The sequence below is a fragment of the Neorhizobium petrolearium genome (genome assembly GCF_029854435.1).
In the GTDB taxonomy this organism is placed as follows: Bacteria; Pseudomonadota; Alphaproteobacteria; order Rhizobiales; family Rhizobiaceae; genus Neorhizobium; species Neorhizobium petrolearium.
This window is the reverse complement of record NZ_CP123001.1, coordinates 582575-594538: the sequence shown is the minus strand read 5'-3', so window position 1 is coordinate 594538 and position 11964 is coordinate 582575. Positions and strand designations below refer to the sequence as shown.

The following is an 11964-nucleotide window of genomic DNA, read 5'->3' as shown; positions in this document are numbered from 1 at the left end:
GACAATCGAAGCACACCCGGTTATGATTATAAACATCGACGCTCCACGAACTGTGACTGGGGAGGAGGAAATGCCGGAGACAACCGTGAATGTCCGCTACATCGTGGATAATGTTGAAGCGGCAATCGAATGGTACACGAAAAACCTGGGCTTCACCTTGCTTTCCAAGCACGCCCCCGCCTTCGCCGACGTCAAGCTGGGTTCGCTGCGGTTGTTGCTCAGTGGACCGAAAAGCTCGGCGGGGCGCGCAATGTCCGACGGCGAGCTCCCCCGGCCGGGCGGCTGGAACCGTATCCACCTGATCGTCAGTGACTTGCAGGCGGAAGTTACCCGGCTGCAGGCTGCAGGCGTCAAGCTGCGAAACGAGATCGTGACGGGACCCGGCGGATCGCAAGTCCTGCTGGTCGACCCGTCCGGCAACCTGGTCGAGCTCTTTCAGCCTGCCCCGCGTTAGATCGAGGCGATGAGGGGAAAGCGGTTTGAGGAACCTCAAGAACGATCTCAAAGCGTGCCCGGCATCATCACGTCCGCCACTTGAGGCCAGCCCTCACGACCCTGCACGTACCGACCGACGTGACATGGCGCGGCGCGGGAGAATACCTGCTTGCCCGGCTGGATGGACACAGGGTGCCTAATTACTATCAGATTGATTATTCGCTCATTATCCGTGAATCCACATCGGCGCCGTAGTGAGGAGCATGATTTGATCTTGCGCCCTGAAGGGAACCGAACTGCCGGCCCCCAATTTTGAAGAGCGGATGATACCTATGGAATTGACTCGGGAAGGTTTGTTACTTTTGAAGGCGCTACTCACCGGCGCATTGAAAGTTCGTGCATCACTCGAACGGCGACGCCCCGATCCGTCCAGACTTTCGAGACCAGTGATGTTGAAAGACTTCAGCCCGTCGGCGCCGAGACACGATCCGCCGATGACCCGTGGATTGGGCGATATTGCTATCAAGGAAAAGCATGATTATAAAACTCATGATATTGTGATGTGGGCAGCAGGATTGCGTGAGGCCTTATTGGAAGTATTCGTTGCTCGCTGGCTGCTTCTCGCGATGATTGCCCAATCCAGAATATCATTGCCATAACGAGAGACGGATTTTTGCATTGAGTTTTTGGCATTCAATGATCTGGCGGACCGAAGGGATTCGCGTCGTTTCCCCGGTCCGGTGGCGCCAGCTCGATGGTCTCGTCAGCGTGCTCTGGGAAGCAGAGAGCCAGGCCGGGGCGAACGGCTATTATCTCGCGGAGGATCCGCGGATAATGATTTTCTTCAACGACGTGTCTTCGCAGGTCCGCATCTCGAACCGGGGAGACAATTTTTTAGGGGATTCCCGCCCGATGCCCCGCGCTGTCTATATTCCTGCGGGCGTCCCGATGTGGACGAGCAGCAGGTCTATGCATCGGTTCTCGCATCTCAATCTACACATCCATAAGAACAGGCTCTTGAGGTTCCTGGCCCCATCTGTTGGAGCTTCGGCGGCCCAGGCCGCGTTACGACGGCCGGTCGAAATACAGGATATAGCCGCGGTTCAGGCCCTGGCTGACCTGCTGGTTGGCGAAATATCCAGTCCTTCAAAACACCCCCTCTATGCGGAAAACCTGGCGGGCAGCATCATCGCCGGTCTTCTCGATATTTCCGGGGAAGACGAAAAAGCCAGCAGCCGCCTGACCACGGCCCAGATGAACAAGCTCACATCGCGCGTCGAAGCGCTGGGCGATTATCGCATGTCTGTCGCCGATATGGCCGCGATCGTCGGCCTCTCGGAAAGCTGGTTCGGCAATGTCTTCAAACAGACCACCGGTCAGACGCCCCTGCAATGGCAGCATGTAAAGCGTGTCGACTTTGCGAAGAGGCTCTTGTTGGAAAGCGACGTAACCATTGCCGGGATTGCAGCCCAGCTTGGTTTTTCCGACCAGGCCCATTTCACCAAGGTTTTCCGGCAGATCGTCGGCGAGACGCCAGCCGCCTGGCGGCGGCTGCAGCAGGGCCGCTGATCCCAATGATGTCCCGCCCGGCAGGGCGCGGGCAGGACATGTTTCGTCACCAGGTCTGGCGTAGCGTCGCCATGATCGCCCGGCCGGGATTGTAGTAGTAGGCGCCGCCATCATCGTTGGCGATATGCTTTTCGTCGAACAGGTTGGTGGCGTTAACCTGGAATGCGGTGTTTTCCTGGATCTTGTAGGTGAAGGCAGCATCGAAGACGATGGCTCCATCCGACTTCCGGCTATTGGCGTTGTCGAAGTAGTAGGAACCGATATAGCGAGCGCCAAGCCCGAAGGTCATGTCGCCGCGGTTACCGTCGCCTTCCAGGGTATAGCTGCCCCACACCGAGGCCATATGTTCCGGGACCTGCGCGAAAGCTTTTCCGTTGTAACCATTGATATTACCGGGTTCTTCGATCTTGGAGTCGATATAGGCATAGGCAGCGATCAGGCTGACATTGCTCGTCACCTCGACCTTTGCCTCGAGATCGACGCCACGATGCCGGACCTTGTCGATCGTCGCCGGCAGGTAGGTGGGAGCCTCGTAGGTCGTGATGTTCTCCATCGTCAGATCATAGACGGACGCGCTGAACAGGGCCGGGAACGCATCCGGGCGATATTTGACACCCACTTCATACTGCGTGCCGACCGTGGGCTCGACTCCCGCGCTCGGGGGTGCGACGGATTCGGCGTAGCTTGCAAAGGCCGCAAGTTCGTCCGTGATCTTGTAGCTCACGCCCAGGCGCTTGCTGAATTTGCTGATATCGGATTCACCGCTGAACGGCCCGGTGAAGGCGTTGTTGCCGACTTCCTTGAGATCGAACCAGTCGTTGCGCAAGCCAACACTGACCGCCAGCCTGTCGAAAAAGGCCAGATCCTCCTGAAAATAGATCGCCTGGGTCTTCTGATTGCTTTTCACGGTATTGTAAGGCGCTAGCGCTCCTGGCCCGCCGGAATAGACCGGGTTCTGCCAGTCGATAGCCGGTGCAGCGGCGTAGAAAGTGTCATTATCCGCATCAAACTTGTTGTATTCGACGCCAAGAAGCGTGCGGCTTTCGACATCTTCTAAATTCGTCTCGTAGAGTAGGTGCGCGTCTACGATGAACTGTTTGGTGGACTTGTCACTCCCGAAGAAAGACCGGTCGATCATCGTGTCCGCCGGGTCGCTGGCACCCAGCGCGTCGTAGATGTAAGCATAGCCAAATCCGGTGTCGGTCTTGCTGTAGCGAGCGCTGGCATTGAAAGTCAGGCCGCTTCCGAAATCATGGTCGAAAATGACACTGTAAGTGTTCCTGTTCGCCGTATTGTAATTATAATCCGGCTCTCCGAAGAACTTCTCCCTGTCGAAATCCGTGAACCGGGGGTGACCGCCGCTGCTCGGCGTGCCGTCTCTGTCCAGGTGATCGAAGACGAAGGAAAGGCTGGTCATATCGGTGGGGCGCCAGGTAACGCCGCCCATGATGAAGTTTTCGTCGTCCTGCGAGTGATCGTACTCAGCGTCCGATCGCTGGAACTTGCCGGTCAGGCGATAGGAAAGCGTGTCGTCATCGGTGACGTTGTCGCCAAAATCGAAACCCGCCTCCTTGTGGTCGAACGAACCACCGGTACCATAGACCTCGCCGAAGCGCTCCTTTTTCGGCAGCTTCGTCACATAATTTACCGAGCCGCCTGGATCGGAAACCCCGAAGCCCGTGGAATTGGCGCCCTTCAGCACCTCGACGCGCTCATAAGCATAGGGCTCTTCCAGAAGCCCGCCCCAACTCCTGCCAATGGCCAGGCCGTCGCGATAGGTGAAGGGGCTGAAACCGCGGATCTTGAAATAGTCATAGCGGTCGTCCGAACCGTAGTAGTCGGTGACCACCCCGGCGGTGTATTGCAAAACCTGCTCAACGCTGTTTGCGCCGCGCTCCTCGATTTCCTTGGAGGTGATGACAGAGACGGAAGCCGGCGTCGTCAACACATCGCTCGGCATCTTGCCGACGCCGATAGTTTGCGTGGCGACGATCGACTTCGAATCGTCGCTCGTATCGAGGACACTCGCCGAACCGCTGCCCTGCAGCACGATCGGCGCCAGCGTCGTGGCGGAACTCGAATTGTCGGCTTCCTGACCAAGGGAGACAGCCGGAGAAAGGGCACAAAGCGCCGTGCAACCCGAAAGGATGGCGCTCCGCCCGAAAAGGCGGGGCTGGTAGGAGCGACGGCTTATTTCAGTTTTCATATTCGCGTTCCAGAAACTGATTTCACCATGGCTGCCGCCGGGCGGGAGATTACGGAGGCATGCCGGTTAGCGGGAACGTCCAAGCGGCAGCGACCGGCAACCCGAGACGCCCGGGAAATGTCCCGGATCCGGCTGCCGTCATGCTCTCGTCGATGTCCCCGACCGGCTATTAACTTGAGTAAATTTATCCAGTATTGTAGATTTCCCGAGTTTTGTATGATCCCACGGGAATCTCACCGATCTCACCGGTCGCCGCCGACATAAAAGTTGACGCCTGTTTTTTAACCTGAAACTGGAAGTCCACTTAAACGTTTGGCGGAGTCTGCACAATGTTTCGGTTTTTGCTTTCGGCTCTGGCAGTAGCGGTCACCTGCATCTGGATAGCCGCGCCCGGCAGCGCCTCTGCGGATGACGCCACGACCTATCCGATCGTCATAAAGCATGCGCTGGGAACCACGGTCATTCCGAAGAAACCGGAGCGCATCGCGACCGTCGCGTGGGCCAATCATGAAGTTCCGCTGGCGCTCGGAGTGGTACCGGTCGGTTTCGCCAAAGCCAATTTCGGTGACGATGACGGTGACGGGGTACTCCCCTGGATTGCCCAGAGGCTGAAGGAACTGCATGCCGGCAAGCCGGTTCTCTTCGACGAGGGTGACGGAATCGATTTCGAAGCGGTGGCGGCGACAAGACCGGACGTGATACTGGCTTCTTATTCCGGTCTAAGCCAGTCCGACTATGATACGTTGAGCCAGATCGCCCCGGTCGTCGCCTATCCCGAGGCCGCGTGGTCGACCGACTGGCGCCAGATGATCCGTCTCAACAGCACCGGCATGGGCATGGCGGTGGAAGGCGAGACGCTGATCAGGAAAATCGAGGCCGAGATTTCCGAAGCCATTGCGACACATCCAGAAATCCGCGGCAAGAAGGCGATGTTCGTCACGCACCTGAACCCCCTCGACCTGAGCACGATCAACTTCTACACGACCAACGACACCCGGGTAAAATTCTTCAAGGACCTCGGACTGGAGAGCCCGAAGAGCGTCGTGGATGTGTCCGAGCCCGGCAAGTTTTCAGGTTCCATCAGCGCGGAGCGTATCGACCTCTTCGACGACGTGGACATCGTCGTCGCCTACGGCAACACGAAGCTCCTGTCGTCGGTGACGGCAAATCTGCTGATGTCGAAAATGCCGGCCGTCGAAAAGGGAGCGATCGTCATCCTGGGCGCGAATTCAGTCGGCACGGCTGCCAATCCGACGCCGCTTTCGATTTCCTGGGTCCTGAAGGACTATGTCGCACTGCTCGCCGAGGCTGCCGGGAAGTCGACCAGAAAATCGAAATGAGATCATCGAGAAGATCAGCCGTCCCGGCGTCCACAACGGCGCGGTCGAACGGCGCAAGAAGCCTTTGGCTCGCTGGGCTCGTCGCCGTGCTGGCCTCGTTGCTGATGCTGTCCGTCACGGTTGGCACGCGAGAGGTGGCGTGGGCCGACATCACCGCCGCTCTTTTCGGAAAAGTCGACGATATCGGCCAGGCCGCGGTCGCGGTCCGTGTTCCGAGGACCGTGCTGGCGCTGCTGGCCGGCGCGGCACTCGGGCTAGCCGGGGCGATCATGCAGGGCGTGACGCGCAACCCCCTCGCCGATCCGGGCATCCTCGGGGTTAACATGGGCGCGTCACTCGCTGTCGTGATCGGCGTCGCATGGTTCGATATCGCGTCGGCCGAGGCCTATATCTGGGTCGCCGTCCTTGGTGCGGGCTGTTCTGCCGTCTTTGTCTACACGATCGGTTCACTGGGACGCGGTGGCGCAACGCCGCTGAAACTGGCACTTGCCGGCGCCGCAACCTCGGTCGCATTCTCTTCTATGGTAATTGCCGTCGTTCTGCCACGGGCCGATATCGCCGGCGGCATCCGTTCCTGGCAGATCGGTGGCGTCGGCGGCGCGACATTCGAACGTATCCTGCCCGTACTGCCCTTCCTGGCGGTCGGCTTCGCGATCAGCCTTCTGTCGGCACGGAAGTTGAATTCGCTGGCTCTCGGAGACGAAATGGCAGCCGGACTTGGCGAACGGGTTGCCGTCGCCCGCGCGGTGGCTGCACTCGGCGCAATCTTGCTGTGCGGGGCGACGACGGCCATTTGCGGGCCGATCGGCTTTCTGGGCCTGGTCGTGCCGCATCTCTGCCGGCTGCTGGTCGGCGTCGATCATCGCTGGCTGCTGCCCTTCTCGGCAATAGCCGGAGCATGCCTGCTGCTGGCCGCCGATGTCGTCGGGCGCGTCTTGGCCCGGCCGGCCGAACTCGATGTCGGCATCGTCACCGCCCTGATCGGCGCGCCCTTCTTCATCTGGATCGTCCGGCGCCAGCGGGTGCGAGAACTATGATGACAATCTCGCCGACGCTTGATCTCATTGTTGACGGCCGCCGGCGGCGTGGACGCAGGCATCTGCTGATCGTTGGCCTGCTCGGCCTTCTGGTTGCGGTAGCCTTTGCGCTGACCCTGTCGATCGGGCAGTCGATCACGCCGCCGAAAGACGTCCTTCGTATCCTGCTCGGCGAGGACGTGCCGGGCGCAGCCTTCACGGTCGGGCAGTTGCGGCTGCCGCGCGCCGTGCTCGCCGTTCTTGCGGGCCTCAGCTTCGGTCTCGGGGGCGTCGCCTTCCAGATCATGCTTCGCAATCCGCTGGCGAGCCCCGATATCGTCGGCATCAGTTCCGGCGCGAGTGCAGCCGCCGTGTTCGTCATCATCGTGCTGGGAATCAAGGGGTCGGCGGTTTCGATTTTCGCCGTGGCTGCCGGCCTCGGCGTGGCGGTTCTGGTCTATGGGCTCTCGTCCAGGAACGGTGTTGCAGGCACGCGGCTCATCCTGGTCGGGATCGGCGTCTCTGCAATGCTGGAAAGCGGGATCACCTACATACTCTCGCAAGCCCCCACCTGGAGCCTGCAGGAGGCGATGCGCTGGCTGACCGGGAGCGTCAACGGCGCGCAAATCGGCCAGGCGCTGCCGCTTCTGCTTGCGCTCGCAGTCTTCGGCGGATTGCTGCTGAGCCGCTCGAGGGATCTGGAGGCACTGAGGCTTGGAGACGATACGGCCGCCGCACTCGGCGTGCGGGTTGCTGCGACACGCGTGACGATCATCATCTGCGCAGTCGGCATCATCGCATCGGCGACGGCGGTGACCGGGCCGATCGCCTTCGTCGCCTTCCTGTCCGGGCCAATCGCCGCCCGTATCGTCGGCAATAGCGGATCGCTCCTGATCCCATCCGCCCTCGTGGGCGCATTGCTCGTCCTTGGAGGCGACTATGTCGGGCAGTTTCTTTTGCCGGGCCGTTATCCGGTCGGCGTCGTCACCGGTGCACTGGGCGCTCCTTACCTGATTTTTTTGATCGTGCGCGTCAACCGGACCGGAGGCTCGCTATGACCGTTCATACCCTCACCGCCAGCGAACTTTCCGCCGGCTATGGCGAAGCCGATATCCTGCATGATCTCGACCTTGTGGTGCCGCCCGGCAAGATCACCGTCATCGTCGGCGCCAATGCCTGCGGCAAGTCCACGCTTCTGCGCACCATGTCCCGGCTGCTTTCGCCGCGTCGGGGACAGGTCCTGCTGGATGGCAAGTCGATCCATCGAACACCGCCGCGGGAACTGGCGCAAACCCTCGGCCTGCTTCCCCAATCGCCGATCGCGCCGGAAGGCATCACCGTCGCCGATCTCGTCAGCCGCGGCAGGCATCCGCACCAGAACCTCTTTTCCCGCTGGACCCGCAAGGACGACGAAGCCGTGGATAGCGCGCTGACCGCGACCAAGACAGCCGAGCTTGCCGAACGGCCGGTGGACGAACTGTCCGGCGGGCAGCGTCAGCGGGTCTGGATCGCCATGGCGCTGGCGCAGGAGACAAACGTCCTGCTGCTCGACGAGCCGACGACGTTTCTCGATATCAGCCATCAGATGGAGGTTCTCGACCTTCTGACCGACCTCAATCACACACGCGGCACCACCGTCGTCATGGTTCTCCACGACCTTAACCTCGCGGCCCGGTATGCGGACCATCTCGTCGCCATGAGGGAAGGCCGCGTACATGTTTCCGGCCTGCCAGAAGACGTGTTGACCGAGGAGAACGTGCGGCAGGTTTTCGGCCTTGAAAGCCGCATCATCATAGACCCCACATCCGGCCGACCGATCATGCTCCCGATCGGCCGCCATCGCATGGCAAAACAGCAAGATCTCAAAGAGAACCTGGCATGACGCGATCCAGGAATTCAGCTTCTCGGGCATTGCGCTGCCGATTGATGCCGGCACTATGCGAACAAGCCTTGCTGACCAGCAGGCTAGGCTCTGCACGCATTCGCATTGAGGACGGGAGGCTCCTGATCGAATTGAGGTGCCTCTCGGAGCAGGCGCTCCAGATGAGCCGCACCAGCATTGCGGAACACCTGTTCTATTTCGTCGGTGAGGATCCTTTCGTGCCGATCTGATCCGAGCCGGCACCCCGGCGGATGATCGAGAACCTTCATCACGTCACCGTCGTTTCAGCCGAGGATGTTACGTCGCATATGCGTCCTCTATCCTCCCAGAGCAGGTCCGCGCGAGGAAGGCAATCTCGTCGCCGAAACGTCTGACCACGAAGCGGTGCTCTTCGAGTGACGCTTCCGGATCGAATAGCTTCACGTTTACTGCGTGGAGTGGCCGTGCTTTGAAAGAAATCTTCGGGAGAGCTCTTGCCGGCTTTTCTGGTGCTTGCATGTGAGGGTTCTCTTTAATGCTCCTTCAACGAGCGGCCGATATCCTGCGTTCATGAGAATAAGCACGATCACCAACTGGGCCTATGCCATCACAGTCGTTCTCACGGCCCTTTCAGGCGCTGCCTTCATCATGTCGTCGCGGAGCGCCGTCCAGGAACGGCTTGCCGTCGAGGAGCACCTGACCTTTGACACATTGGCGGAGGAGCTTGCGCTCGGAGCCGAAGTCAGAAGCGATGAGGCCAGGCTCTATGTCATGCACGGTGAAGAGCGGCATCTGCAAGCGTTTCGCGCGGAAGAGGAAGGGGAGCGGCGGCACGAGGCCGCCGCAGCCAAGCTCGCTTCTCAAGATCTGTCACCGACGGAGGCCGGGGCGCTGCAGGAGATCGACACGGAAGCGGAGGAGCTGGACAAGATCGAGATCACGGCAATCGAGGCCTTCCAGCGCGGGGACAGGAGCGGCGCGCAAGGTATGCTCTTCGGGCCAGAACACGAAAGACTGCAAGCCGCGCTTCTCGACACCGTTACTCATTTCCGGGATTTGACCGCGACACGCACGGGTATGCAGCTCCAGGCGGCACAGGCACGCAGCGACTGGTGGGGCCTTGTTGCCAAGATCATGCTCGCGATAACAGGGCTGCTTTTCCTCGGCGTTCTCTACTTCATCTTAAGACGACGGGTCGCCGTACCGCTTGTGCGCATGACCGGCATCGTCGGCAGGCTGGCGAAACAGGACTATACAGTCGATGTTCCCGCCGACCCGCGGCGCGATGAAATCGGCGAGATGAACCAGGCCATCCAGATATTCCGCGCCAATGGCATCGAACGGGAGCGGCTCGACGCCGAAAGGAGAGCGGATCAGCGCACCAAGGACCTTATCCTGCAGATGATGCATCGCCTGCAGGCATGTGCAAACGGAGCGGAACTCGCCGATGTCGTCGCTCGCTTCGCTCCTCAGATTTTCCCCGACATCGCCGGTGGCCTCTACGTTCTCGATGGAAGCCAGGTGTCCCTGACACGTGCGAGCGCATGGCTCGACCCTCATCATTCCGAGGTCACCTTCCCGGCGTCAGCGTGCTGGGGTCTACGGCGCGGCCGTCCCCATGCAAGCGGCGGAGACGACGCTGACGTTTCTTGTCTCCATCTCGACGGAGCGGAAGTGACTGCCCTTTGTGTCCCATTGACGGCTCAGGGCGATACGATTGGCCTTCTCTATCTTGAAGAGCGTGGGGGTAAGGCGCTTCGTCTGGAAAGCAGCCGTCTTTATCTGGAGCTGATTGCCGAGAATGTCGGTCTTGCAATCGCCAATCTTCAACTCCGTGAGAAACTTACTGCTCTCGCCGCACGTGACCCGCTTACGGGTCTGTTCAACCGCCGTTTCCTGGACGAGACATTGGAGAGGTACAGCCGAGATCTGGCGGATCAACCGCTTGCATGCCTGATGATTGATATCGATCATTTCAAACGCTTCAACGACGAGTTCGGCCATGACGCGGGTGACATGGTGATGCGATATGTTGGGCGGGTGCTGCGCGACGTGGTCGGACAATCCGGCCATGCGTTCCGCTTTGGCGGCGAAGAGTTCACCATCCTGCTTCCCGGCCTTAGCGAAGCGGAGGGGTTTCAGTTGGCCGAGGAGTTGCGGGAAAAGGTCAGCAGCGGCGTGCTCTCGCATTCAGGCCGGATCATCGGGAGTGTCTCGATCTCCTTGGGAGTAGCAGCCTCTCCGATGGAGGGGTCGGTGGAGACGCTGGTGGCACGCGCTGATGCCGCGTTGCTGAAAGCCAAGTCACAAGGTCGCAATCAGACTGTCGCGGCAAGCCGGGGTGGTCGGTAACGGGCTTCGACACGGCGCGGAAAACCGAACGGAGTTTCCGGTCCGTGGCCTCAAAAGCCGGCAACAATCTGTGGAGAATTTATCCAAAATGGCCCGTTCGGGAATGTTAACAACCCGTTAAGCATATTTGTTGTTTATTGAATTCTAATAGTCCTGCGTCGTTGAATGCAAAATTCCCCGCCCGAATTGCCGAGGTCATCCAGGGAAAACGACATTGCCGATTTCAATTGCGCGCATCCTGTGGATTGTTACCGGGCTGGGCGCCACGGTTACACTTTCAGCATGCAGCACGACCGGAAATGTCGGACACCCGTCGGGACCGCAGCTTGTACCCAGTGAGAAAGCCCTCATAATGCCGCCTCCGGGCGGGCCGGCAATCGTGGGAGTGGTGGAGCGCATCCGGGGTAACGGCATCGAGCAGAACGTGGCGCTTTCGACCTCCTCGAAAATCCCGGGACAGAACTATCTCAGAATTCATTTCTTCGGTGCTCAAGGATCTGCGCCGGACGTCCCCGGCGCGACGTTCAGGACCATCAACGAAAACGACCTCCGGCGCGAGATTGCCCGCGCCGCGCCAGGCGTCCCAATGGTCCGTGCGGCGACCTTTCTCCAGAATACCTACGGCCCATTCGGCTATGCGTCCGGACGAGGCCAAGGCGGCGATACATGCCTGTTTGCCTGGCAGCAGATTCGCTCCCCCAGCACATCCTCTGGCATAGGCCGCGGGTTCGGCATGATCCAGGTAAGGCTCAGGCTCTGCGACAATCAGGCAACTGCGCGGCAGATGCTGAATGCAATGTACGGCTTTACCATCGTCGGAACGTTCAAGGGTAGAATGTGGAATCCTTACGGCGACGTAGCCGAGGCGGACGAAAGACTAGGCCGCACCGGAGAACCGATTTATCCGGAAGGCGCGTTTTCCCGGCGATCCGTCTCCCTCGGCTACGGCATGTCAACGGGCGCCCCCCAACCCCTTCCTGCTCGTCCCAAGGCGGTGGAGCAGGTTTGTCAGCCGGAGACCGAAGCGGCAGCTCCAGCCGGGCCGCGTGTTCCACTGCCGGATCCGGGAGCGGGCGTATCCGGCAGCTCCAGTTCAACCGAGGCGACGGGAACCACTGTTCCTTCACCTGATTGCATAGGCACCGCAGCCATGACAGCGGCGTGCCGGAAATAATGGCGCATCCG

10 protein-coding genes are annotated in these 11964 nt (G+C 60.1%); 9 read left to right on the top strand and 1 reads right to left on the bottom strand.

What is annotated here, in order from left to right; all coding sequences use genetic code 11:
- Positions 1 to 70: 70 nt before the first annotated feature.
- The 3 genes from QEO92_RS29635 to QEO92_RS29625 all read left to right on the top strand — a co-directional run bounded on the left by QEO92_RS29635 (position 71) and on the right by QEO92_RS29625 (position 2004).
- Complete coding sequence (locus QEO92_RS29635; RefSeq protein WP_227705674.1) at positions 71 to 454, top strand: VOC family protein; 384 nt, start codon at positions 71 to 73, stop codon at positions 452 to 454.
- A 313-nt stretch (positions 455 to 767) separates the two neighbouring features.
- Complete coding sequence (locus tag QEO92_RS29630) at positions 768 to 1094, top strand: hypothetical protein (protein ID WP_227705673.1); 327 nt, start codon at positions 768 to 770, stop codon at positions 1092 to 1094.
- Positions 1095 to 1113: 19 nt separating this feature from the next.
- Complete coding sequence (locus QEO92_RS29625; RefSeq protein ID WP_227705672.1) at positions 1114 to 2004, top strand: helix-turn-helix domain-containing protein; 891 nt, start codon at positions 1114 to 1116, stop codon at positions 2002 to 2004.
- Positions 2005 to 2050: 46 nt separating this feature from the next.
- On the opposite strand, the gene QEO92_RS29620 is transcribed toward QEO92_RS29625, so the two are convergent.
- Positions 2051 to 4210 (bottom strand): TonB-dependent siderophore receptor, encoded by a 2160-nt coding sequence (locus QEO92_RS29620; RefSeq protein WP_227705671.1) that lies wholly within the window; start codon positions 4208 to 4210, stop codon positions 2051 to 2053.
- 329 nt (positions 4211 to 4539) lie between these two features.
- On the opposite strand from QEO92_RS29620, the gene QEO92_RS29615 reads away from it, so the two are divergent.
- The 6 genes from QEO92_RS29615 to bcsN all read left to right on the top strand — a co-directional run bounded on the left by QEO92_RS29615 (position 4540) and on the right by bcsN (position 11953).
- On the top strand, positions 4540 to 5550 hold the full coding sequence (locus QEO92_RS29615; protein WP_227705670.1) for an iron-siderophore ABC transporter substrate-binding protein: 1011 nt from the start codon (positions 4540 to 4542) through the stop codon (positions 5548 to 5550).
- Entirely contained in the window at positions 5547 to 6587 is a 1041-nt protein-coding gene (locus QEO92_RS29610; RefSeq protein WP_227705669.1) for a FecCD family ABC transporter permease, read from the top strand. The genes QEO92_RS29615 and QEO92_RS29610 overlap by 4 nt, the downstream gene beginning before the upstream one ends.
- Complete coding sequence (locus QEO92_RS29605) at positions 6584 to 7624, top strand: FecCD family ABC transporter permease (RefSeq protein WP_227705668.1); 1041 nt, start codon at positions 6584 to 6586, stop codon at positions 7622 to 7624. The genes QEO92_RS29610 and QEO92_RS29605 overlap by 4 nt, the downstream gene beginning before the upstream one ends.
- Positions 7621 to 8448 (top strand): ABC transporter ATP-binding protein, encoded by an 828-nt coding sequence (locus QEO92_RS29600; protein ID WP_227705667.1) that lies wholly within the window; start codon positions 7621 to 7623, stop codon positions 8446 to 8448. The genes QEO92_RS29605 and QEO92_RS29600 overlap by 4 nt, the downstream gene beginning before the upstream one ends.
- Positions 8449 to 8997: 549 nt before the next feature.
- Positions 8998 to 10779: a diguanylate cyclase gene (locus QEO92_RS29595; protein ID WP_227705666.1), complete on the top strand. Its 1782-nt coding sequence runs from the start codon at positions 8998 to 9000 to the stop codon at positions 10777 to 10779.
- A 352-nt stretch (positions 10780 to 11131) separates the two neighbouring features.
- Positions 11132 to 11953, top strand: coding sequence for a cellulose biosynthesis protein BcsN (gene bcsN, locus QEO92_RS29590; protein ID WP_227705665.1), 822 nt, complete (start codon positions 11132 to 11134; stop codon positions 11951 to 11953).
- Positions 11954 to 11964 lie beyond the last annotated feature (11 nt).